General features: G+C 73.9%; 4 protein-coding genes. 3 read left to right on the top strand and 1 reads right to left on the bottom strand.

What is annotated here, in order from left to right:
• The 3 genes from ACFCZ1_RS05770 to ACFCZ1_RS05780 all read left to right on the top strand — a co-directional run.
• Window positions 1-7,431, top strand: a 7,431-nt coding sequence (locus ACFCZ1_RS05770) for an amino acid adenylation domain-containing protein (protein WP_376677113.1), incomplete at its 5' end; no start/stop codon positions are given.
• A 241-nt stretch (window positions 7,432-7,672) separates the two neighbouring features.
• The gene (locus ACFCZ1_RS05775) at window positions 7,673-24,433 is read left to right on the top strand and encodes a non-ribosomal peptide synthase/polyketide synthase (protein WP_376677114.1); all 16,761 of its coding nucleotides are present in this window, start codon (window positions 7,673-7,675) and stop codon (window positions 24,431-24,433) included.
• Window positions 24,434-24,725: 292 nt separating this feature from the next.
• Window positions 24,726-25,193 carry an ATP-binding cassette domain-containing protein gene (locus ACFCZ1_RS05780; RefSeq protein ID WP_376677115.1) on the top strand — a complete coding sequence of 156 codons (468 nt, stop codon included), beginning with the start codon at window positions 24,726-24,728 and terminating at the stop codon, window positions 25,191-25,193.
• Between the two features lie 18 nt (window positions 25,194-25,211).
• Here the strand turns inward: ACFCZ1_RS05780 and ACFCZ1_RS05785 are convergent, their stop codons facing one another.
• Window positions 25,212-26,114 carry a DUF5937 family protein gene (locus tag ACFCZ1_RS05785; protein WP_376677116.1) on the bottom strand — a complete coding sequence of 301 codons (903 nt, stop codon included), beginning with the start codon at window positions 26,112-26,114 and terminating at the stop codon, window positions 25,212-25,214.
• Window positions 26,115-26,136 lie beyond the last annotated feature (22 nt).

The following is a 26,136-nucleotide window of genomic DNA, read 5'->3' on the forward strand; positions in this document are numbered from 1 at the left end:
TCCGTCGCCTGGGAAGCGGTCGACGAACCCGTCGCGCTCGTGCACCACCGCGTCGACGTTCCCGTCCACACCGCCGACTGGACCGGTCTGGACGCAGCCCAGCACACGGCGGCCCTGGACGAGCGCCGGACCGCCGACCGGGCCGGCATCACCCTCGATACGGCCCCCCTCCTCCGGGTCTCCCTCGCCGACCTCGGCGGCTCCCGGATCCAGGTCGTGTGGACCTTCCACCACCTGCTCCTGGACGGCTGGAGCACCCCGCGCCTGCTGGAGGACGTCTTCACCCGGTACGCGGGCGGGACCCCCGAGGTGCGCCGCCCCTACCGGGACTACCTGGAATGGCTCGGCTCCCGCGACACCGCGGCGGGCCTCGACCACTGGCGTGCCGTACTCGCGGGCTTCGACACCCCCGTACCCCTGCCCGCCGACCGGTCGGTCACGGCGCAGACGTGGGAGGCGCGCGGTCACGACGTGCTCATCGACCCCGAAGTGGGCGCGCGCGTCGGCGACTTCGCGCGCCGCCACCGGCTGACCGTGAACGCGGTGATCCAGGGCGCCTGGGCACTGCTCCTGTCGGCCTACTCCGGCCAGCGGGACATCGTCTTCGGCGCCACCACCTCCGGCCGCCCGGCCGACCTCGCCGACGCGGATTCCGTCATCGGGCTGTTCATCAACACCGTCCCCGTCCGTACCGTCCTCGAACCGGACACACCGGTGGTCGAGTGGCTCCAGCGGCTCCAGGCGGAACAGTGGGACTCCCGCGCCCACGAGTACCTGTCCCTCAGCCAGATCAACACCGTCACCGAAGTCCCCGCCGGAACCGGCCTGTTCGACACTCTCCTCGTCTTCGAGAACTACCCGGTCGACGACGGCCTCGCCGCCCGGCACGGGCTCACCGTCACCGACACCCAGGGCGGCCTCGCCACCAACTATCCGCTCACCCTGAGCGCGTACACCGGCCGGCACCTCGTCGCGATGGGCGGCACCGCCGCCGAGGTCGCCCTCCGGATCACCTACCGGCCCGAACTGTTCGACGAGGTGACCGTCCAGGTCCTGGCCACCCACCTGGCCGCCACCCTGGCCGCCCTCACCGAGTCCCCGGACCGCCCGCTGTCCGCTCTGCCCCGGCTGACGCAGGTCGAGCGGACCCGGCTCGCGTCCTGGTCCGCGGCTCTGCCCACGGCCCCGGACCTCACCTTCCAGGACCTGTTCGAGGCGCGGGTCGCCGCCCGGCCCGATGCCCCCGCCGTCGTACACGGCGGACAGGTGCTCACGTACGCCGCCCTGGCCGAGCGCGCGGACCGGCTGGCTGCCGTGCTGATCGCTCGCGGCGCAGGCCCCGAGACCCCGATCGGCGTCTCGATGTCCCGCTCCGCGGACCTGGTCGTGGCCGTCCTGGCGGTGCTCCGGGCCGGCAGCGCGTACGTACCGCTGGACCCGCACTACCCCGCCGACCGGCTGCGCTACATGGCCGCCGACTCCGGCATCCGGCTGGTGCTGACCGAGCGCGCCCTCGCCGGGGAACTCCCGTTCGCCGGGGAGGCCGAACTCCTCGCGGTGGACGGCCCGCTGGAGCCGGCCGCGGCTCCCGCCGTGCTGCCCCGGCCGCCGCTCGCCGCCGCGGCGTACGTCATCTACACCTCCGGCTCCACCGGCCGGCCGAAGGGCGTCGTGGTCTCCCACGAGGCCATGGCCTCCCTCGTCCAGTGGGCGGTGTCCCTCGGTGCGGACGTCTTCGCCACGACCTGCTTCTCCACGTCGCTCAACTTCGACGTCTCGGTCTTCGAGCTCTTCGGCACCCTCGCCGCAGGCGGCTCCGTCCACGTGATGCGCGACGTCCTGGAGCTGGCGGAGCGGCCTCGGGGCTGGTCGGGCAGTCTGATCTCGGCGGTCCCGTCCGCGCTCGGGGCCGTACTGGCCGAGGACGGGGCCGGCATCTCCGCCGGTCACGTGGTGCTCGCCGGCGAGGCGTTCCCCGCCGCACTGTACGAACGGATCCGCGAGGTCGCGCCGGACGCGGTCATCGGGAACATCTACGGCCCCACCGAAGCCACGGTGTACGCGACCGGCTGGTTCTCCGACGCCGAACGGGCCCCCGACAGCGGCTCGGTGCCCATCGGCCGCCCGGTCGCGGGCAAGACCCTGCGGGTACTCGACCCGTGGCTGCGATCCGTGCCGGCCGGGGTGTGGGGCGAGCTGTACATCGGCGGCCAGGGCGTGGCCCGCGGCTACCTGGGCCGGTCCGCGCTGACCGCCGAACGGTTCGTCGCCGACCCGGCCACCCCCGGCGCGCGGCTCTACCGCACCGGCGACGTCGTGCGCTGGCGGTCCGACGGCGTGCTGGAGTACGCCGGCCGCAGCGACGACCAGGTCAAGATCCGCGGCTTCCGCATCGAGCTCTCCGAGATCGAGGCGGCGCTGACGGACCTGCCCGAGGTCGCCCAGGCCGCGGTCGTGGCCCGCGAGGACACGCCCGGCGTCAAGCGGCTGGCCGGCTACGCCGTCCCCGCCGCCCGCCCCGGCCCCGGCCCCGGCTCCGGTTCCGGCTCCGGAGCCCCGGACCCGGGCGCGCTGCGGGCCGCGCTGGCCGCCGTACTGCCCGAGTACATGGTCCCCGCGACCCTGACCGTGCTGGACGCGCTGCCACTGAACGCCAACGGGAAACTGGACCGCAGGGCGCTGCCCGCACCGGACCTGTCGGCCCTCGGCGAGGGGTACGCCGCCCCGCGCACGCCGGGCGAGCAGCTGATCGCCGAGGTGTTCGGCGCGGTGCTCGGCCTGGACCGGGTCGGTGCCCTGGACGACTTCTTCGCGCTCGGCGGCGACTCCATCATGAGCATCCAGGTGGTGTCGCGGCTGCGCCGGGCCGGGGCGGACGTCTCCGTCAGGGAGCTGTTCGACCACCCGACGGCCGCTTCGCTCGCGCCCCGCCTGCCCGCCGCGGGCGCGCGGCAGGACGTCATCCCGCGGGCCCCCCGCGACGGCGCCCTGCCGCTGTCCTCCGCACAGGCGCGCATGTGGTTCGCCGCCGAACACGACACCACCAGCGGCGAGTACAACTCGGGCCGGGTCGTCCGGCTCGGCGGCCGCCTCGACGTCGAGGCGCTGCGCGCGGCACTCCAGGCACTGGTCGCGCGGCACGAATCCCTGCGCACCACCTTCGACACCGTCGACGGCCAGGGCGTCCAGGTGATCCACCCGCCCGCCCGCGTCCCGCTGCCGGTGCTCGACCGCCCCGCCGGGGACGGCCTCGACGCGCTCGTGCACGCCCTGCTCGCGGAGCCCTTCGACCTGCGCACCGGGCCGCTCCTGCGGCCCACCCTGATCCGGGTCACCGACGAGGAGCACGTACTCGTCCTGTCGATGCACCACATCGTCATGGACGGCTGGTCCCTCGGAGTGATCCAGCGTGAGCTCGGCGAGCTCTACGCGGGCCGTACCCCGGCCGAACCTCCGGTGCAGTACGCCGACTACACCCTCTGGCAGCGCGCGCGGCTGACCCCGCAGCGGCTGGAGGAGGGTCTGGGCTACTGGCGGGCACAACTCGCCGACGCCCCGGTACTGGAGCTGCCCACCGACCGGCCGCGCCCCGCCGAGCGCACCACGCGCGGCGCGAGCTTCCAGACGGTGATCCCGTCCGCACTGCTCCACCGCTTCACGGAGGTCTGCCAGACCCAGGGCGCCACCCTGTTCATGGGCCTGACAGCCGCAGGCCAGGTCCTGCTGTCCCGCTACAGCGGGCAGCAGGACGTGGTCGTCGCCACCGTGACCTCCGGCCGCGACCACGGCCGGCTCGAGGACGCCGTCGGCTTCTTCATCAACACCCTCGCGCTGCGCAGCCGGATCGACGAACGCGCCACCACCGCCGAACTGCTCGCCTCCGTACGCGGCACGGTCCTGGACGCCTTCGCACACGCCGAGGTGCCCTTCGACCGGGTCGTCGACGCCGTCGTCACCGAACGCGACCCCAGCCGCAGCCCCCTGGTCCAGGTGGCGATCAGCTACGAGAAGCTGTCCGGCGCCCCCGCACGGCCGGGCACGGGAGAGCTGAGCTGGCAGGACTACGCGCTGAAGGCCGGCAGCTCCCAGTTCGACCTCACCCTCGACTTCGGCGAGGTCGACGGAGCCCTGCTCAGCAACATCGTCTACAACACCGACCTGTTCGACGAGAGCACCGTGCGCCGGCTCTCCGCGCACCTGCTCGACCTCATCACCGCCATGGCCGACGGCCCCGACCGCCCCCTGCGCGCCACGCCCCGGCTGACCGGCGCCGAGCACGCCGAGATCCTCGGCCGCTGGTCCGACGGTGCCGAAGGCCCCGTCGGCGCGGTGCTGAGCGAGGTCTTCGCCGACCAGGTGGCCCGCACACCGGACGCCGTCGCGGTGGTGTGCGAGGGCGAGCGGCTCACGTACGGGGAACTCGACGCGCGGGCCGACGGCCTCGCCCACGCCCTGCGGGCGCACGGGGTCGGCCCCGAGGTCCGGGTCGGGGTCTGCCTGCCGCGCGGCACCGCCCCGATCGTGACGCTGCTCGCCGTGTTCAAGGCGGGCGGGGTCTTCGTGCCGCTCGATCCCGAATACCCGGCGGACCGGCTCGCGTTCATGATGGGCGACTCGGGGCTGCGGCTTCTGCTGGCCACCGCATCCACCCGTGAGGCCGTCGCGGACGCGGAGGTTCCCGTACTCCTCCTGGAGGAGCTGGAGCGTACGGCCGCCGCGGCCCCCGCGGGACCGCCCGCGACGGCCCTGACTCCGCAGAACGCCGCGTACGTGTTCTACACCTCCGGTTCCACCGGACGCCCCAAGGGCATCGTCGTCCCGCACGCGGGCGTCCTGCGGGTGGCCCGCGACCCCCGGCTGGCCTTCACGGCCGACGACGTGGTCAGCCAGACCGCGACGCTGTCCTTCGACGCGAGCGCGCTGGAGATCTGGAGCGCCTTCGCCAACGGCGCCGCCCTCGCCGTCTCCACGGCACGGGTGCTGTCCGTCGAGGAACTCGGCGCGCTGGTGCGGACGCACGGCGTGAGCGTCCTGTGGGTGACGACCGGCCTCTTCCACGAGGTCGTCGACGCCGACGTGGCGATGCTGCGCGACCTGCGCATGGTGATGACCGGCGGCGACGTGCTCTCGCCGAGGCACTTCCGGACGGTCGTCGACCAGGCCCCCGGCGTCCAGCTGGTGGCCGCGTACGGACCCACCGAGACGACCATCTTCGCCACCGTCCACCTGGTCGACTGGGAGGCGCAGAAGCCGTCGGTGCCCATCGGCACCCCGCTCGGCCAGACCCGGGCGTACGTCCTCGACGCCTGGCTGCGGCCGGTCCCCGTCGGCGTCGCGGGCGAGCTGTACCTCGCGGGCGAGTGCGTGACCCGCGGCTACGCCGGGCATCCCGCGCTCACCGCGGGCCGCTACGTGGCCAGCCCGTACTCCGCGGGCCGGATGTACCGCACCGGTGACGTGGTCCGCTGGCTGCCGGACGGGCAGCTGGACTTCGTGGGCCGGGCCGACAACCAGGTCAAGATCCGCGGCTTCCGGATCGAGCTCGGTGAGGTCGAGATCGCGCTGGCCTCCCACCCGGACGTCGCCCAGGTGGTCGTGGCCGTCCGCGAGATCCGGCCCGGCACCAAGCGGCTCGTCGCCTACGCGGCCGGCACCGGCCTGGACCAGGCGGGCCTGCGGGCCTTCGCGGCCGGGGCGTTGCCGGACTACATGATGCCGACGGCCTTCGTCGTCCTGGACGCGCTGCCGCTCAACGCCAACGGCAAGGTGGACCGCAAGGCGCTGCCCGCACCCGACCCGGAGGCGGCGGCGAGCACCGAGTACACCGCCCCGCAGACCGAGCGGGAGCGGATCCTCGCCGACGTGTGGGCGGCCGTGCTGGGCCTGCCGCGGGTCGGCGTCCACGACAACTTCTTCGAGCTCGGCGGCGACTCCATCCTCACCATCCAGGTGGTGTCGCGGGCCCGCGAAGCGGGACTGGCCATCTCTCCGAAGCAGCTGTTCAAGGCGCCGACCGTGGCCGGGCTCGCCGAGCTGGTCACCGATGCCGGAGCGCCGGCCGGGGCCGCCGGGGCCGCCGGGGCGGCCGGGTCCGCCCAGGTGCCGGTCAGCGGCGAGGTGCCGCTGAGCCCCATCCAGCGCTGGTTCTTCGACAGCTTCACCGCGCCCGAGCACCTGACCATGGCGACCTTCGTCGAGCTCGGCTTCACGGACGTGGACCGCCCGGCCCTGGAGGCGGCCCTCGCCGGACTGTTCCACCACCACGACGCCCTGCGCATGCGGTACACCCGTGAGGACGAGAGCGCGGGTGCGGGTGCGGGCGGCGCGTCCGGCTGGCGCCAGTACAACCAGGCCTCCGCCCGCGGCTCCGTCCTGACCTGGCACGACCTGTCGGACGCGGACGATCCGGAGGCGGAGACCGCACGGGCCGTCGCCGCGGCGCAGGGCAGCCTGAGCCCGGTCGGCGGACCGCTGGTGAAGGCCGTCCTCTTCGAATACGGCGGGGACCGGCGCCCCCGGCTCTTCGTCACCGTCCACCACCTGGTCGTCGACGGCGTGTCCTGGCGCATCCTGCTGTCGGACCTGGCCACCGCCTACGAGCAGGCGCGCGCCGGAAGGCCCGTCGACCTCGGAGCGAAGACCACCTCGTTCCGGGACTGGACGCGAGCCCTCGTCGCGCACACCGAGGCGGGCGCGGTGGACGACGAGGTTCCGTACTGGACCGCGCTCGCCGAGGGCGGGACCGGCCGACTGCCGGTCGACCTGGACGGCGGGAATCTGGACCGGCACCGCGCCGTCGTCCGCACCACGCTCGACGCGCAAACCACCAGGCGGCTCCTGCAGGAGGTCCCCGGCCGCTACCGCACGCAGATCAACGACGTGCTGCTGTCGGCCCTCGGCCGGACGCTCACCGGGTGGTCCGGCGCCGACAGCGTGCTGGTCACCCTGGAGGGCCACGGCCGCGAGGAGATCCTCGACGGGGTGGACCTCTCGCGCACGGTCGGCTGGTTCACCACGCAGTTCCCGGTCCGCCTGCCCGCCCCGGCCGGGGCGGCCTGGCGCCCGCAGATCAACCAGGTCAAGCGCCTGCTGCGGGCCGTGCCGCAGCGCGGCATCGGGTACGGGCTGCTGCGCCACCTCCGCGGCACCCTCGCCGAGGGGCCCGCGCCCGAGGTCAGCTTCAACTACCTCGGCCAGTACGACACCGCCGACGCCGCGGACGGCTTCTACGGGGCGCCCGTCCCGTACGAGGCGCCGACGGCACCGGCCACGGAGGAACGCCACCACCTGCTGGACGTCGTGGCGATCGTCTCCGAGGGCCGGCTGGAGGTCCAGGTGATGTACGCGACGGACACCTACCGCCCCGAGACGGTGACCGCGCTCGCGGAGCACTTCGTCGCCGGGCTGAGGGAGATCGTCGACGCCGGATGACCCCCGCCGGTTCCGGAGCCGGTCCCGGCTGATCCCGGCCGGCCGCGCGGGAGGGGAAGGGCAATGCCCATTCCCCTCCCGCGCGCGTTTCCGGGGGTATTTCAGCCTCCGCTGAAGAACGAATTTGGCTGTGCCTTTAGTTCGTTGTGCCGGGCACCTTGTTGATGGTGTGCTCGATTGCTGATCGATTGGGTTTTCTATGCGTGGGGGAGTGGTCCGGGTGTCCGGTTTCGGTGGAGTGGTGATTACCGAGATCTTCGCGGAATGGGTGGCGCGGACGCCTGAGGCGCCCGCCGTGGTATGTGCCGGCGAGCGGGTGTCCTATGCGGAGCTCGACGCCCGGGCGAACCGGCTCGCGCACGCGTTGCTCGGGCGGGGCGTCGTGCCCGGATCCCGGGTGGGTGTCTGCCTGCCGCGTGGTGTGGAGCCGGTCGTGGCGGTGCTCGCCGTCCTGAAGGCCGGCGCGGCGGCCGTGCCGCTGGACCCCGAATACCCCGTCGAGCGGCTGGAGTTCATGGTTGCGGACGCCGGCCTGTCGGCCGTGCTGGTCGACACCTCCACGACGGACGTGATGCGCCGGGCGGGCGCGCCCGGCCTGCTCGCGGTCACCGATGCCCAGGACCGGCCGGGGACGGCGCCGGTGGTGGGGGTGTTTCCGCAGAGCGTGGCGTATGTGTTCTATACGTCGGGTTCGACGGGGCGTCCGAAGGGTGTGGTGCTGCCGCATGAGGGTTTTGTGCGGGTGGTGCGTGATCCGAATTTCGGGTTGGGTCCGGATGATGTGGTTTCGCAGCTGAGCACGTTGTCTTTTGATGCGGGTGCGTTGGAGATGTGGAATGCGCTGCTGAATGGTGCGGTGCTGGCTGTTTCCGTTGAGCGGATGCTGTCGGTGGATGAGCTGGGTGCGTTCGTGCGGGCGCACGGGGTGAGTGTGCTGTGGCTGACGGCGGGGTTGTTCCACGAGGTCGTGGATGCGGATGTGTCGGTGTTCTCGGGTGTGCGGGTGGTGATGTCGGGTGGTGACGCGCTGTCGCCGGGGCATTGCCGCAGGGTGCTGGACGGGGTTCCGGGTGTGCGGCTGGTGAATGCGTACGGGCCGACGGAGGTGTCGGTCACGGCGTCTTCGCATGTCATTGACGGTCCGGTGCTGTTGGGTGGTCCGGCGCCGGATACGCGGCTTCGGGTGCTGGATGGTGGGCTGCGGCCGGTGGGTGTGGGTGTTGAGGGTGAGTTGTATGTGTCGGGTATTGGTCTGGCGCACGGGTATGGGGGGCGGGCCGGTCTGACGGCGGGCCGGTTCGTGGCTGCGCCGGGTGGTTCGGGTGAGCGCATGTACCGCACGGGTGATGTGGTGCGGTGGGTGTCCGAGGGTGTGCTGGAGTTCGTGGGCCGGGCGGATGACCAGGTCAAGGTGCGTGGATTCCGGGTGGAGTTGGGTGAGGTGGAGGAGGCGTTGGCGGCGCATCCTTCGGTGTCGCGGGCGGTTGCGGTGGTGCGGGCGGATGCGCGGGGTGTGAAGCGGCTGGTCGCGTATGCGGTCGGTGAGGGTGTGGGGGCGGGGGAGCTGCGGGAGTTCCTGGCCGCCTCGTTGCCGGAGTTCATGGTTCCGGCGGTGTGTGTGGTGGTGGACGTGCTGCCGTTGACGGCGAACGGGAAGGTGGATCGCAAGGCGTTGCCGGAGCCGGATCTGTCTGATCTCGCGGAGGTGTATGTCGCTCCGCGTGATGCGCGTGAGGAGGTCGTGGCCGGGGTCTTCGCGGAGGTTCTGGGGCTGGAGCGGGTGGGTGTCCACGATCATTTCTTCCGGCTGGGTGGTGACTCCATCCGCGCCGTCCAGGCCGCCTCACGACTGCGCCGCACCGGAGTGGACATCGGCGTCCGCGACCTGTTCGACCGTCCCACCACTGCCGCGCTCGCCGCCGTCGCACAGGCCGACACCGGGCACGCCGCGGGCGGACCGGCGCAGGCCCCCCGCGGCGGCGCACTGCCGCTGTCGTTCGCGCAGGCCCGGATGTGGTTCGCCGCCGAGATCGACCCGGAGGGCACCGAGTACAACACCGGCGGCGCCGTGCGCCTGCGCGGTGACCTCGACGTCCCCGCCCTCGAAGCCGCCCTCGGCGAGCTCGTCGCCCGTCACGAGTCCCTGCGCACCACCTTCGCCACCGTCGACGGCCAGGGCGTCCAGATCGTCCACCCCGCCGCGCCCGTCGCCCTGCCCTTCCGCGAGGCCACCGCCGCCGAGGCCGCCGCCGTGATGGACGCCGAACTGCGGACCCCGTTCGACCTCGGCACCGGACCGCTGCTGCGCCCCACCCTGCTGCGGACCGCCCCCGACGAGCACCTCCTGATCCTCTCGATGCACCACATCGTCACCGACGGCTGGTCGGTGAACGTCCTGGCCCGGGAACTCGCCGCCCTGTACGCCGGTGAGCCCCTGCCCGAACTGCCGGTCCAGTACGCCGACTACGCCGTCTGGCAGCGCGCCACGCTGACTCCCCGGGCCCTGGACGAGGGCGGCCTGGCTTATTGGCGCGAGCAGCTCGCCGACGCGCCCGTCCTCGACCTCCCCACCGACCGCCCCCGCCCCGCCGTCCGCACCCGCGCCGGCAGCACGTACGACCTCGACCTGCCCGCCGCCCTGATCGACCGGCTGGCAGAGGTCTGCCGGACGCGCGGCGCCACCCTCTTCATGGGCCTGACCGCCGCCGTCCAGCTGATGCTGGCGCGCACCAGCGGCCAGCGGGACGTGGTCCTCGGCACGGCCACCATCGGCCGCGACCGGCCCGAACTGGAGGACGTGCTCGGCTTCTTCGTCAACACCCTCGCCCTGCGCACCCGGATCGACGAGGCCTCGACCGGCACACAGCTGCTGGCGTCCGTACGGGAGACCGTCCTCGACGCCTTCGCGCACGCGGCCGTCCCCTTCGACCGCGTGGTCGACGCCGTCGTCACCGAGCGGGACCCCTCCCGCACCCCCCTCGTCCAGGCCATGATGGTGCTCCAGAAGCGCCCTTGGCAGGCGGACGGAGTCCGGGGCGTGGGCTTCGAGGCGGCCGACCTCCCCCGCCAGGACGCGCAGTTCGAGCTGACCCTGGAGTTCTGGGAGCAGGCCGACGGCATGCGGCTGTCCCTCAACTACAACACCGACCTGTTCGACGCCGGCACCGTCCACCGCATGGCCGACCACCTGGCCACCGTCCTCGGCGCCCTCGCGGACCAGCCGGAGCAGCCGCTCTCCCGCATACCCCGGCTCTCCGCGCCCGAGCGCGCCGTGATCCTCGGCGACTGGGCCGAGGGCGCCGACGGACCGGCCGGCGCCGTACTCACGGACGTCTTCGCCGAGCAGGTGGCCCGCGCCCCGCAGGCCGTCGCGCTGGTGTGCGGCGAGGAGCGGCTCACGTACGGCGAACTGGACGTCCGCACGAGTCGCCTGGCCCACGCGCTGCGCGAGCACGGCGTGGGCCCGGAGACCCGGGTCGGGGTCTGCCTGCCGCGCGGCGCCGAGCCGATCGTGGCGCTGCTGGCCGTGCTGAAGGCGGGCGGGATCTTCGTACCCCTCGACACCGGCTACCCGGCCGAGCGCCTCGCGTACATGGTGCGGGACGCCGGGGTCGAACTGCTGCTGGCCGACGGTTCGACCCGTGACGCGATCCCCGGCACCGAGGCGCCGGTGCTGCTCTTCGACGAGTTGGAGGAGCGAGCTGCCGTCTGCTCCATCCGCGTCCAGGGACCGCCGCAGGTCGCGCTCACCCCGCAGAACGGCGCCTACGTCTTCTACACCTCCGGCTCCACCGGCCGGCCCAAGGGCATCGTGCTGCCGCACGCCGGTGTGCTGCGCGTGGCCCGCGACCCGCGTCTGGGCACCACGGCGGCGGACGTCGTCGGCCAGTTCGCGACGCTGTCCTTCGACGCGAGCGCCCTGGAGATCTGGAGCGCCTTCGCCAACGGCGCCGCGCTCGTGGTGTCCGCCGCCCGTGTGCTGTCGGTCGAGGAACTCGGCGCGCTGCTGCGCCACCACGGGGTGACGGTCGCCTGGCTGACCGCCGGCCTGTTCCACGAGGTGGTCGACACCGACGTGACGATGCTCGCCGGGCTCCGGCTGCTGATGGCGGGCGGTGACGCGCTGGCCCCGCAGCACTGCCGCACCGTACTCGAACGGCTCCCGCACGTACGGCTGGTGAACGGCTACGGGCCCACCGAGACCACCGTCTTCGCGGCGGTCCACCCCGTCGACGCGGCCTCCGTGGGTGCGTCCGTGCCGATCGGCTCGCCGATCGGGCGCACCGGCGCCTACGTGCTCGACTCCTGGCTGCGGCCGGTGCCTGCCGGGGTCGCGGGGGAGCTCTACATCGCGGGCGAGGGCCTGACGCGCGGCTACGTGGGGCACCCCGGGCTGAGCGCGGGCCGCTTCGTGGCCTCGCCCTTCGCGCCCGGGGAGCGGATGTACCGGACCGGTGATGTGGTGCGGTGGCTGGCTGACGGGCAGCTGGAGTTCGTGGGGCGGGCCGACCATCAGGTCAAGGTGCGTGGTTTCCGGATCGAGATCGGTGAGATCGAGTCGGCGCTGGCCGCGCACCCGGACGTCACGCAGGCCGTGGTGACGGTGCGCGAGACGCGCAACGGGGCCAAGCGGCTGGTGGGGTACGTCGTCGGGGACGGCCTGGACCAGGCGGGGATGCGTGAGTTCGTGGCCAAGTCGCTGCCGGACTACATGGTTCCGACGGCGTTCGTGGTCGTGGGTACGTTCCCGCTGACGGCGAACGGGAAGGTGGACCGGCGTGCGTTGCCGGAGCCCGACCTGAGTGCCGCTGCGTCGAAGGGGTATGTCGCTCCGCGTTCCGAGGTGGAGCGGGTGGTGGCCGGGGTGTGGGCGCAGGTGCTGGGCGTCGAGCGGGTGGGTGTGCGGGACAACTTCTTCGAGCTGGGCGGCGATTCGATCCTGAGCATTCAGGTGGTGTCGCGGCTGCGGCGGGCGGGTCTGGTGGTGTCCCCGCAGGATGTGCTGGTCCGTCAGACGGTGGCGGGTGTGGCCGCTGCGGCGGGTGAGGCGTCTGCCGTGGATGCGGTGGATGCGGTGGAGGCTGTGTCCGGTCCGGTGGTGTTGTCGCCGGTGCAGGAGTGGTTCCTGCAGACGCATCCGGTGGCGCCCGATCACTTCGGCATGTCGATGCATGTGAAGCTCGCCGAGGGGGTCGACGCCGGTGTGCTGTGTGCTGCGGTGTCGGCGGTGCTGTCGCATCACGAGGGTCTGTGGGTCCGGTTTTCGCGGACGGCTGAGGGCTGGCGGCAGTCGGTGGGTGAGCCGGGTGTGGTGGTCGTCGAGCGGGATGTGGACGGGGTGGTTCAGGAGTCGTTCCGGTTGGAGGGCGGTCCGCTGGTGCGGGCGGTTCTGAACGGGGACCGGCTGTTGATCGCGGTGCATCACATGGTGGTGGACGGTGTCTCGTGGCGGATCCTGCTGGAGGACATCGCGCTGGCCTATCGGGAGCTGGCCGCGGGCCGGGAGGTGGAGCTGGATGCGACGTCGGTGTCGTTCCCGGCGTGGACGGCGAAGCTCGCCGCGCACGACTTCTCCGGTCAGCAGGACTACTGGGCCTCGGTCGTCGAGGGCGTCGAGCCGCTCTTCGACCTCCCGGCCGGCGCCAACACCGTGGCCGCGTCCGCCATCGAAACCGTCACCCTGTCCCGGGAAGAGACCGAGGCCCTCCTCAACAAGGTCCCCGCGGTCTTCCGGACCCAGGTCAACGACATCCTCCTGGCCGCGCTGGGCCGCGCCCTGGGCTCCTGGACCGGGCGTGAGCGGGTCCTGGTGGACGTGGAGGGTCACGGCCGTGAGGAGTCGGTGATCGGGGCGGATGTGTCCCGTACGGTCGGCTGGTTCACCTCGATCTACCCCGTCGCGCTCGGTGCGAGCGGCGACTGGGCCGAGCAGATCCGGTCGACGAAGGAGATGCTCCGCGCGATCCCGGACCGGGGCATCGGCTTCGGCGCCCTGCGCCACCTGCACGGCGCCGGCCTGAGCGACCCCGCCCAGGTCAGCTTCAACTACCTCGGCCGCTACGACGCCGACGGCCACCCCGACGTCTTCGCCGGCATGCTCCCCGCCGAGAACGACCACGCCCCCGCCGAAGAGCGCCCCCACGTCTGGGACGTCGTCGGCCGGGTCGAGGACGGCCGCCTGCGCATCGACCTGTACCACCCGGCCTCCGGCCACGGCGACGGCCCCTCCCGAGCCCGGGCATTCGCCGCGCACTACCGCGACACCCTGCGCGAGGCGGTGGCGTACTGCCTGAGCGAGGGCGTCGGCGGTCGCACACCGTCCGACTTCCCGCTCGTCGCCTGGGACCAGGCCACCGTCGACCGGGTGATCGGCACCGGGCACGGCATCGCCGACGTCCACCCGCTCTCACCGATGCAGCAGGGCCTGCTCTTCCACTCCCTGGAAGACCCCTCCGGGACGGCCTACGTCGAGCAGATGTCCTTCGTCCTCGAAGGCGTGCACGACATCGACCGGCTCGCCGCCGCCTGGCAGGAGGCCGTCAACGCCTCCGACGCCCTGCGCGTGTCCGTCGTCTGGGAGCAGGCCGACGAACCGGCCGCGCTCGTGCACCACCGCGTCGAGGTCCCCGTCCACACCGAGGACTGGACGGGGCTCGGAGCCGCCGCACGCGCCGAACGCCTCCGGCACCGCCGGACCGCCGACTTCCACGGCATCAGGCTCGGCGAGGCACCGCTGACACGCCTGTCCCTCGCCGATCTCGGCGGCGCCCGCGTCCAGCTCGTGTGGACCTTCCACCACCTCCTCCTCGACGGCTGGAGCACCCCCCAGCTGCTCGACGACGTCTTCACCCGCTACGCCGGCGGCCGCCCGCAGGACCGCGCCCCCTACCGGGACTACCTGGCCTGGCTCGGCTCCCGCGACACCGCCGCCGACCGGGCGCACTGGCGCTCCGTCCTGCGCGGGTACGACACCGCCCTGACCCTCCCGGCCGCACCCGACGCCGCACCCGACGCCGGACCGGCCCAGGGCATCCGCCACCTCGACGTCGACCTGCCCGGCACGCTCGCCACCGATGTCGGCACGTTCGCCCGCCGCCACCGCCTCACCGTCAACGCGGTGATCCAGGGCGCCTGGGCGCTGCTCCTGTCCGCCTGCTCCGGCCGGCGGGACATCGTCTTCGGCGCCACCACCTCCGGCCGCCCCGCCGAACTGCCCGACGCGGACGGCACGCTGGGCCTGTTCATCAACACCGTGCCGGTCCGCACGGTCCTCGACCCGGCCACGCCGGTGGTCGACTGGCTCCAGCAGCTCCAGGCCGAGCAGTGGCAGTCCCGGGCGCACGAGTACCTCTCCCTGCCCGAGCTGACCGCGCTCGCCGACCTGCCGGCCGGTACCCGGCTCTTCGAAAGCGTCCTCGTCTTCGAGAACTACCCCGTCGCCGACGACCTCGCCGCCCGCCACGGCCTCGCCGTCACCGAAGCGGAAGCCGCCGTCCAGGGCGGCGACTACCCGCTCTCCCTGACCGCCTTCACCGGCCGTCAGCTCGTCGGCGGCGACGCCCAGGGCGTCGCCCTGCGCCTGTCCTACGACCCGCGGGTCTTCGGCGACGCCTCCGCGCGGGGGCTGGCCGGCCGTCTCGCCGCGCTGGTCCGCGCCCTGCTGGACGAGGAACTGCTGGCCCGTGTCCCGCTGCTGACCGAGGCCGAGCGGGACCGGTTCGCCGCGGCGGCGGCCGACGCCACCGGGCCGCGGGAGACCATGACCCTGCCGGGCCTGTTCGAGGCCCAGGCCGCCCGCCGCCCCGAGGCGCTCGCCGTCGTGTGCGACGGCACCGAGCTGTCGTACGGAGAGCTGGACGCCCGCGCCAACGGACTGGCCCACTGGCTCGCCGACCTCGGCGCGGGCCCCGAGACGGTGATCGGCGTCAGCCTGCCGCGCGGAGCGGACTGGCTGGTCTGTCTCCTGGCCGTCGCCAAGACGGGCGCCGTGTACCTGCCCCTCGATCCGGCCCACCCCGCCGAGCGGCTCGCCTTCATGGCCGCCGACGCGGGCGCCGGCCTGATCCTGGGCAACGCCGCCACCGCGCCCGTCCTGAACGCCACGGACTTCCTCGCGCTCGGCGTGCCCGTCAGCCCGGTGCCCCCGGCCCGCCCCGACCACCCCGACGCGGCCGCCTACATCATCTACACCTCGGGCTCCACCGGCACCCCCAAGGGCGTCGCCGTTTCCCACCGGGGCCTGCGCGACCTCGGGACCTCCCACGTCCGCGCCCTGGACCTCGACGGCGACTCGCGCATCCTGCAGAGCGTCTCGCCCGGCTTCGACGTCGCCATGGGCGACCTCGTCAACGCCTGGACGGCGGGCGCCGCCCTGGTCCTCGCCGGACCCGAGCACACGGTCGGCGAGCCCCTCGCCCGGCTCCTCGACGAGCAGCGGATCACCCACGCCATGCTGCCGCTGGCCGCGATCTCCACCCTGCCCGAGGTACCGCTGCCGCACCTGCGCGCCCTCGTCTCCGGCGGCGAGGCGATGCCGGCCGAGATCCCCGCCCGCTGGGCGCCGGGCCGGATCCTGGTCAACGCCTACGGGCCCACCGAGACCACGGTCGCCGCCACCCTCAGCGACCCCCTCGACCCGGCCACCGCCACCCCGCCCATCGGCCGCGCCGTCGACGGCGCCCGCACCTTCGTCCTCGACGCCTGGCTGCGGCCGGTACCCGACGGCACCGCCGGCGAGCTGTACCTCGCCGGGCCCGGAGTGGCGCGGGGCTACACGGGCCGGCCCGGCCTGACCGCCGCCGCCTTCGTGGCGAACCCGTTCACGGGCGGGCGCATGTACCGCACCGGCGACCTGGTCCGCCGGGCCGCCGACGGCCAGCTGGCCTTCCTCGGCCGCACCGACCACCAGGTCAAGGTGCGCGGCCACCGCATCGAGCCCGGCGAGGTCGAGGCCGCGCTGACCCGCCACCCGGGCGTGTCCCAGGCCGTGGCCGTGGTCCGCGAGGACCGGCCCGGCAGCCGCCGGCTCGTCGGCTACGCCGTCGCCGACGGCGTCCACCCCGCCGAGCTCAGGGAGTTCGCAGGCCGCTCACTGCCCGAATACATGGTCCCCGCCGTCTGCGTGGTCCTCGACGCCTTCCCGCTCAACGCCAACGGCAAGGTCGACCGGGCGGCCCTGCCCGCCCCCGACCTGTCCGCTCTCGTACGGGAGTACGTGGCGCCCGCGACCGAGGCCGAACGGGAGGTCGCCGCCGTGTTCGCCGAGGTGCTCGGTGCCGGCCGGATCGGCGCGGACGACGACTTCTTCGACCTCGGCGGCGATTCGCTGCTCAGCATCCAGGCCGTCTCCCGGCTGCGCCGGGCCGGCTACGCGGCCGCCGTCCGTACCCTCTTCGACCACCCCACCGTCGCCGCCCTGGCCGCCCGGATCGAGACCGGCGCCGGCATCCCGGACACCGGCGGCCCGGTCGTACCGGTCGCCCGCGACGGCGTCCTGCCCGTGTCCTTCGCCCAGGCCCGCCTGTGGTTCGCGGCCGAACTCGACCCGGAGAGCACCGAGTACAACTCGGGCGGCGCCCTTCGGCTGACCGGTCCGCTGGACGTGGCCGCGCTGCGCCGGGCGCTCGACGCCCTCGTCGCCCGCCACGAATCGCTGCGCACCACCTTCGCGGAAGCCGACGGCGAGGCCGTGCAGGTCGTCCACCCGCCCGCCCCCGTCGACCTGCCGGTGGCCGCCTGCACCCCCGCCGAGCTGCCCGGGCGGATCCGCGCCGCACTGGGCCGGGTCTTCGACCTGCGCACGGGACCCCTGCTGCGGGCCCGCCTGCTGCGGATCGCGGAGGAGGAGCACGTCCTGGTGCTCGCGATGCACCACATGATCACCGACGGCTGGTCGATGGGCGTGGCCGTCCGCGAACTCGACCAGCTCTACCAGGGCGCCGCACTGCCCGAACCGGCCGTCCAGTACGCCGACTTCGTGGCCTGGCAGCGCGCCAACCTGACCCCGGAGGCGTTGGCCGCGGGAGTCGCGCACTGGAGCGAGCGGCTGGCCGGCGCACCCGTACTGGAACTGCCGACGGACCGGCCGCGCCCCGCCGAGCGGACCTGGGCCGGGGCACTGGCGGACGTCGAGGTCCCGGCCGAGGTCGTGGACCGCTTCGCCGCGGTGTGCAAGGCGCGCGGCGTGACCCTGTTCATGGGGCTGGTCGCGGCGGTGCAGCTGGTCCTGTCCCGCTACAGCGGCCAGCAGGACGTCGTCGTCGGCACCGTCACCTCCGGCCGCTCCCGCGCCGAGCTGGAGGGCCTGATCGGCTTCTTCGTCAACACCGTCGCCCTGCGCACCCGCATCGACGAGCGGCGCAGCGTCGCCGCGCTGCTGGACGACGTCCGCGAGACCGTCCTGGACGCCTTCGCCCACGACGAGATCCCCTTCGACCGGGTCGTGGACGCGGTCGTCACCGAGCGCGACCCCAGCCGCAGCCCCCTCGTGCAGGCACTGGTCAGCATGGAGACCGCCCCGCGGCCCGCCAGCGGCGCCGGCCTGACCTGGCGGGACCAGCCCTTCGAGGTGGACACCGCGCAGTTCGAGCTGGCCGTCGACTTCGCCGACCGCGACGGCTCCCTGGCCATGGTGATCAACTACAACACGGGCCTCTTCGACGCCGCCACCGTCCACCGGCTCGGCGCCCACCTGGTCCGCGTACTGGGCGAGATGACCGACCCGGACAAGCCCCTGTCCGCGGTCCGGATGCTGGGCGCCGAGGAGGAACACACCCTCACGCACGGCTGGAACGACACCGCCGCCCCGCTGCCGGAGCCGCTGCTGCCCGAGCTGTTCGCCGCCCAGGCAGCCCGCACCCCGGACGCGGTCGCGCTCGTCGACGCGCAGGAGCGGCTCACCTTCGCCGCGCTCGACCGCGCCGCCGGGCGACTCGCCCACCGCCTGCGCGCCCGGGGCGCCGGGCCCGACACGGTCGTCGGCGTCTGCGCCGAACGCGGGGCGGACGTGGTCGTCGCCCTGCTCGGCATCCTGAAGGCCGGGGCCGCCTGCCTGCCCATCGACCCCGCCTACCCGGCCGAGCGGGTACGGCACATGCTGGCCGACTCCGGCGCGGCGACCGTCCTCGTCCAGGAGCACCTCGCGCAGCGGTTCGCCGACTACGGCGGCACCGTGCTGACCCTGGACCGCGGAGCGGAGGAGGACCTCGCCCCCGAGGCGCCCGGCCCCGTACCGCCGCTGAGCGCCGACCACCTCGCCTACGTCATCTACACCTCCGGCTCCACCGGCCTGCCCAAGGGCACGCTCATCCGGCACGGCGCCTTCCGTAACCTCTTCGCGCACCACCGCCGCCACATGTTCGAGCCCGCCTCCCGAGGCCGCCAGCTGCGGATGGCGCAGACCGCGTCGATCTCCTTCGACGCCTCCTGCGTCGCCCTGCTCTGGCTGGTCGGCGGCCACCAGCTGCACACCGTCGACCACGACACCCACATCGACCTGCGGGCCTTCCGCGACTACCTGCGCGAGCGGCGCGTCGACGTCATCGACGAGGCGCCCACGTACCTGCGCGAGCTGATCGCCGACGGCCTCCTGGAGGATCCGGTCCACGTGCCCAGCGTGATCGTCTTCGGCGGCGAGGCCGTCGACGGACAGATCTGGGACACCCTGCGCGCCCACCCCGAGGTCGCCGCGTACAACTTCTACGGCCCCACCGAATGCACCTGCGACTCCCTGACCTGGACCGCCCAGGGCAGCGACCGGCCCCTGATCGGCCGCCCGGTCGACAACGCGCGCGCCTTCGTCCTCGACCAGGCCCTGCGCCCGGTCCCCGCCGGAGTCGTCGGTGAGCTGTACATCGAGGGCGCGGGCCTCGCCCGCGGCTACGTCGGCAAGCCCGGCCTGACCGCCGGCCGTTTCGTGGCCTGCCCCTTCACCGGGACCCGCATGTACCGCACCGGCGACCTGGTCCGCTGGACCCGCGAGGGCACGGTGGAGTTCCTCGGACGGCACGACGACCAGGTCAAGGTCCGCGGCTTCCGCATCGAACTCGGCGAGATCGAGACCGTCCTGGCCCGCCACCCCGAGGTCACCCAGGCCGTCGTGGTCGCCCGCGAGGACCGCCCCGGCGTCAAGCGGCTCGTCGCCTACGTCGTCGGCGGCGCCGGCCTCGACCCGGCGCGGCTGCGCGCCTACGCGGCCGACGCACTGCCCGACTACATGGTCCCGACGGCCTGGACGCCCCTCGACGCCTTCCCGCTCAACCAGAGCGGCAAGGTCGACCGGCGCGCCCTGCCCGCGCCCGACCCGGCCGCGCTCACCGACGCCTACACCGCCCCCCGCACGGAGGCCGAGACGGCCATCGCCGCCGTCTGGGCAGAGGTGCTGGGCGCCGAACGCATCGGGATCCACGACAACTTCTTCGAACTCGGCGGCGACTCCATCCTCAGCACCCGCGCCGTCTCCCGCATGCGCGCCGCCGGCTACGACACCAGCGTGCGCGAGCTGTTCAACGCGCCCACCGTCGCCGGGCTCGCCGCACTCGCCGGGGCCGCGGCCCAGCCCGTGGACCCGGTCGTGCCCACCGCCCGCGACGGCGCCCTGCCCCTGTCGTACGCGCAGGCCCGCATGTGGTTCGCGGCCGACCTCGACCCGCAGAGCACCGAGTACAACTCCGGCACCGCCCTGCGGCTGACCGGCCCGCTGGACGTGGCCGCGCTGCGCCGGGCGCTCGACGCCCTCGTCGCCCGCCACGAGTCGCTGCGCACCACCTTCGCCGCGGCCGACGGCCACGGCGTCCAGGTGGTCCACCCGGCCGCCCCCGTCCCCCTGCCGGTGGCCGAGTGCGCCCCCGACGATGTCGACGCCCTCGTCCGCTCCCTGTTCGACGAGGTCTTCGACCTGTGCCGGAGGCCGCTGCTGCGGCCCACCCTCGTCCGGCTCAGCGGCGAGGACCACATCCTGGTCCTGTCGATGCACCACATCGTCACCGACGGCTGGTCCCTGAACGTGATCACCCGGGAGCTGGCCGAACTGTACGCGGGCCGCACCCCGGCCGCCCCACCGGTGCAGTACGCCGACTTCGCCCGCTGGCAGCGCGAACGGCTGACACCGCCGGCCCTGGAGGCGGGCCTCGGCTACTGGCGCGAGCAGCTCGCCGACGCACCCGTGCTGGAACTGCCCACCGACCGGCCCCGCCCCGCCGAGCGCACCACGCGCGGCGCGAGCGAGCACGTGGCCGTGCCGGCGGAGGTCCTGGCCCGCTTCGCCGACCTCTGCCAGGCGCAGGGCGCCACCCTGTTCATGGGCCTGACCGCGGCGACCCAGCTGCTGCTGGCCCGCTACAGCGGCCGGCCCGACATGGTCCTCGGCACCGTCACTTCCGGCCGCGACCGGGCCGAACTGGAAGACGTCGTCGGTTTCTTCGTCAACACCCTCGCCCTGCGCACCCGGATCGACGAGCAGGCGACCGGCGCCGGGCTGCTGGCCTCCGTACGCCGCACGGTCCTGGACGCCTTCGCACACGCCGAGACGCCCTTCGACCGGGTCGTGGACGCGGTCGTCACCGAACGCGACCCCAGCCGCAGCCCGCTCGTCCAGGCGGTGATCAGCTACGAGAGCCCGGCGGCGGCGGCCGGCGGGGACGGCGGCGGCGCGGTCACGTGGGCCGAGCACCCGCTCCGGTCCTGGACCTCCCCCTTCGACCTCACCTTCGACTTCGGCGAGGCCGACGGGGAACTGCACGCCCACCTCGTCTACAACACCGACCTGTTCGACGCGGCCACCATCCGCCGGATGGCGGACCACCTGGTCACCGTCCTGGCCGCCCTCGCCGACGACCCGGCACGCGCCCTCCGCGACCTGGACCTGCTGTCCGCCGCCGAACGTCGCACCCTGACCGTGGAGCGCAACGCCACCGACTCGGGCATCGAACCGGCCGCCCTGCACGCGCTGTTCGAACGACAGGCGGCGCTGCGGCCCGACGGGGCGGCCGTCGTCACCGACACCGCGCGGTGGACCTACGCGCAGATCGACGCCGGCGCCGCGGCCCTGGCCCGGCGGCTGCGGTCCGCGGGCGTGGCCGCCGAGACCGTCGTCGGGGTCTGCCTGCCGCGCGGCGCCGAGTGGATCACGGCCCTGCTCGGCGTGCTGAAGGCGGGCGCGGTCTACCTGCCGCTCGACCCCGACTACCCCGCCGACCGCAGGGCGTTCATGCTCACCGACTCCGGCGCCGCGCTGGTGGTCACGGACGCGGACCACGCCGCACTGCTCGACGCGCCGGCGGTGCCCACGCTCCTGGTCGACGCCCCCGCCACCGGGAACGACACCGCCACCGGGAACGACACCGCGCCGGACCCGGCCGGCCCGTTCCTGCCGGACGCGGGCGCCTACCTGATCTACACCTCCGGCTCCACCGGAGTGCCCAAGGGCGTCCTGGTCACCCACCGCGGCGTGGCCGCCTTCGCCGCCACCCAGGCGGACCGCTTCGCGATCACCGCCGATTCCCGGGTGCTGCAGGCCGCGTCCGCGAACTTCGACGCCTCGGTCATGGAGATCCTGATGGCCTGGTCCGCGGGCGCGGCCCTGGTCCTGCCCGCCCCCGGCCGGGTCCTCGGCGAGGACCTCGCCGAGGTCCTCGACCGGCAGCGGGTCACGCATGCCATGATCCCCCCCGCCGCGCTGGCCGGGACCGGTGCGGCCCCTCTGCCGCACCTGCGGACCCTGGTGGTGGGCGGCGAGGCCTGCCCGCCCGAGCTGGTCGCCGCCCGGGCGCCCGGCCGCGCGATGTTCAACGCGTACGGCCCCACCGAGATCACCATCTCCGCCACCATCAGCGACCGCCTCGAGCCCGGCACCACCGTGCCCATCGGCCGCCCCAACCGGGACGCGCGCGTCTACGTCCTCGACGCCCGGCTGCGCCCCGTACCGGCCGGCGTGCCCGGCGAGCTGTACGTCGCCGGCGCGGGCGTGGCCCGGGGCTACCTGGGCCGGTCCGCGCTCACCGCGAGCCGCTTCCTCGCCTCGCCGTTCGCACCGGGGGAGCGGCTGTACCGCACCGGCGACCTGGTGCGATGGCTGCCCGACGGGCAGCTGGAGTTCACCGGCCGCGCCGACGACCAGGTCAAACTGCGCGGGTTCCGTATCGAGCCCGGCGAGATCGGGAGCGTGCTCGCGGCCCACCCGGGCGTGCGCCAGGCCCTGGTCCAGGTCCGCGAGGACCAGCCGGGCGTGAAGCGGCTCGTCGCCTACGTCGTGGGGGACGACCCCGCCACCGTCCCCGACCACGACACGCTGCGCGAGCACACCGCCCGCTCGCTGCCGTCGTACATGGTCCCGGCGGCCTGGGTGACGCTCGACGCGCTCCCGCTCACCGCCAACGGCAAGGTGGACCGGCGGGCGCTGCCCGCGCCCGGACTCCCGGCGCGCGCGGCCTCGTACACCGCCCCGCGCACGGAACGCGAGGTCGCCCTGGCGGAGGTGTGGAAGGCGGTGCTCGGCCTCGAAGAGGTCGGCGTCCACGACAACTTCTTCGAGCTCGGCGGTGACTCCATCCTGAGCATCCAGGTCGTCGCACGGGCCCGCGCCGCCGGGCTGGCCCTCTCCACCAGGCAGCTCTTCGCCGCGCCGACCGTGGCGGGCCTGGCCGAACTGGCCGGCTCGCCCGGCGCGGCGGGCGGGTCCGCCGACACCGGACCCGTCACCGGATCCGTACCGCTGACCCCGATCCAGCGCTGGTTCCTGGACGGCGAACGCGGCTCCCACGACCGCTTCACGATGTCCGCCTACGCCGAACTCACCGAGCGGCCCGACCGCGCCACCCTGCGGGCGGCCGTCGCCGCCCTGTACGACCACCACGACGGCCTGCGCTCGCGGTACACCCGCGACGGCGACGGCCGCTGGGAGCAGACCGTTGTCGAGCGGGAGGAAGGCAACTGGTTCACCTGGTACGACCTGTTCCAGGAGGATCCGGCCGAGCGGGAGGCCGAGATGGCCCGGCACCTCGCCGCCGCGCACGAAGGCCTGGACATCTGCGCGGGACCGCTGCTCAGGGCACTGGTCTTCGACCAGGGGGCGGGCCGGCCGGTACGGCTGGCCCTGGTCGCCCACCACCTGGTCACCGACGTCGTGTCCTGGGGCGTCCTGCTCGCGGACCTGGCCCGCAGCTACGGGCTGATCGCCGTGGGGGAGCGGCCGGAGCCGGGCGAGCGCACCACCTCCTTCCAGGAGTGGTCCGCGAAACTCACCGGACTCGCCGCCGCCGGCCGCTTCGACGAGGAGATCCCCTACTGGCAGGAGGCCGAGCGGGTCCCGCGCCTGCCCGGGTCCGGCTCCCCGGCCAACACCGCGGACCGCGAGGACACCGTCTCGCTGCGGCTGGACGCGCAGACCACCCGCGCGCTGCTGCAGACCGTCCCCGGTGCCCACCGGGCGCGGGTCAACGAAGTGCTGCTCGCCGCGCTCGGCCGGGCCCTGGCCGGGTGGAGCGGCCAGGACCGGGTGGCGGTCGCCCTGGAGGGTCACGGCCGCGAGGAGGAACTCGTCGAGGGCGCCGACCTGTCGCGCACGGTCGGCTGGTTCACGACGCTGTTCCCCTTCGCCTGGGACGTGCCGGGAGGCGAGGACTGGCGGCCGTACGTCGCCGCCGTCAAGCGCCGGCTGCGCGCGGTCCCGCACAAGGGCCTGGGCTACGGCGTCCTGCGCCACCTGCGCGCGGACGTCCCGCTGGACCGCCCGCTGCCCGACGTCAGCTTCAACTACGTCGGCAGGTCGGACGGCTTCGACCCCGGCTTCTACGGGAGCCTGCTGGAGGACACCTCCGCCGCGCAGGGCGGGGCCGGGGTGCGCGCACACCTCCTGGACGTGGTGTGCGGGGTCCAGGGCGAGCGGCTGACGGTCGGCATCTCGTACGCGACGGCCGTCCACGAACGCGCTGACATCGAGCGGCTCACGGCCCGGCTCGGCGACCTGCTCCACGACCTCGCCGGCAGCGTCACGCCGCGGCCGTGAAAAACCCCGGCCCGCAGGCGCTCGCGGGGGATTGAGCGCTGCGGGCCGGGGAGCCCTTTTGTTCTCGAAGAGAAGACTAGGCAGGGAATGGACGGGGGGCATTACCCTCTGCCCCCCGTCCATTGGTGGAGCCTGCTCCACTGTCGGAAGTGCACCTCACGTGCTTACCCGGCCCGTCGCCCGGTCGGTAGCTTCTTCATATCGCTCGATGCACTGGAGGTCCACGCAAATGAACACCGAGGAATCAGCCGGGAGTTGTGACTCCCTGGAAATTTCGCCGTATGCCTTGGAAATGGACGCCGTCTCGAAGAACTACGGTGCGGCGCAGGCCCTGAGCGAGGTGACGATCGGCCTCGTGCGCGGCGGGGTGACCGCCGTCATCGGCCCCCCGGGAGCCGGCAAGAGCACCCTGCTGGCGTGTGCGACCGGCCGCCGGGCACCGAGCGCGGGGTGGGTGGGCCGGCACGACCGGATCGTCACCCCCGACCCGTCCTGCTGGGAGCGGCTGCCGGCCGCCGACCCCGCCCGGCCCGAGCTGCTCGTCGCCGACGACCTGGCGGACGCCGGGAGCCTGCACACGGTGATGGGCCTCGAGGACGAGGCCCGTACGGTGCTCGTCACGACATCGGCGGCGGCCGTGGCGGCCGCCGCCGATGTCGTGCTGTTCCTGGTGGAGGGCCGGCTCGCCGACGTCATGTGCGACGTCACGGCCGCGCAGATCGACGCGCGCCTGGCACAGCTCACCGCACCGCGCCCGTGAACCGTCAGGGCTTCACCGTCAGGGATTCACGCGCGCCAGGTCCCGGTGGTGGTAGCCGTCCAGCAGGGCGGCGCCGAGCGGGGTGAGCGAGTGGCGCGCCGTGTTGAGCCGCCGCTGGGTGGTGATCAGCCCGGCGCTGCGCAGCACGGAGGTGTGCTGGCTGGCGGAGGCCGCCGAGATGCCCATGCGGCGGCCGAGTTCGGTGGTGGTGCAGCTGTCGGTCAGGGTCTTCATGATGGCCGCCCGGGTGCGTCCGACGAGCGGGCCGAGGGCGTCGGCGCAGCTCTGCTCGGCCGACGGCGCGGCCAGTACGGTCTCGGCCGAGCCGGCGGCGACGGGGTACGCGAGCACCGGCGGCCGGCCCCGGCCGGCCGCGGGTATCAGCACCGGCCGGTCGTACAGGAACATCGACGGCGCGAGCAGCAGACCGGCCCCGCCCGGGACCACGTCCTGCGAGCGGTGGCTGGGGATCTCCAGGACGCCGCCGCTCCACCGCACCGAGGGGTGCACCGTCGACAGCAACTGCTCGATGCCGCCCGCCAGGACCGTCCGCCCCCGGGCGGCGCAGTCGGCCTCCAGAGCGGCCGAGACCCGGTCCCAGTACGGTGCGAGGGCCGTCTTGTGGAACTCCTCCAGCATCCCGGCCAGGTTCTGCCGCTCGGCCCCGGGCTCCTGGTTCGCCGAGTCCTCGGCCATGTGCAGCAGGTCGGGGATCGGCCGCAGGGTACGGGCCAGCGTCATCAGGGACCAGGAGCGCCGGCCCAGCCGGCTGGTGGTCCGCTGACGCCAGGACGCGTAGCCGTCGCCGCCCCCCTGGCGGGCCAGCAGGTCCAGGGCGAACAGCGTTTCCACGAGGGGCCGCTCGGCGACCCTGACGACCGTGCGCGCCAGGTCCTGGCCGGAAAAATGCACGCGTTGCATGACGGAATGCACACTCCGTGAT

The organism is Streptomyces sp. NPDC056224, from assembly GCF_042267665.1.
GTDB lineage: Bacteria > Actinomycetota > Actinomycetes > Streptomycetales > Streptomycetaceae > Streptomyces.

Coding starts and splice junctions, on each gene's coding strand:
- ACFCZ1_RS05780 (WP_376677115.1), top strand. CDS start 24,726: ATGGACGCCGTCTCGAAGAACTACGGTGCGGCGCAGGCCCTGAGCGAG.
- ACFCZ1_RS05785 (WP_376677116.1), bottom strand. CDS start 26,114: ATGCAACGCGTGCATTTTTCCGGCCAGGACCTGGCGCGCACGGTCGTC.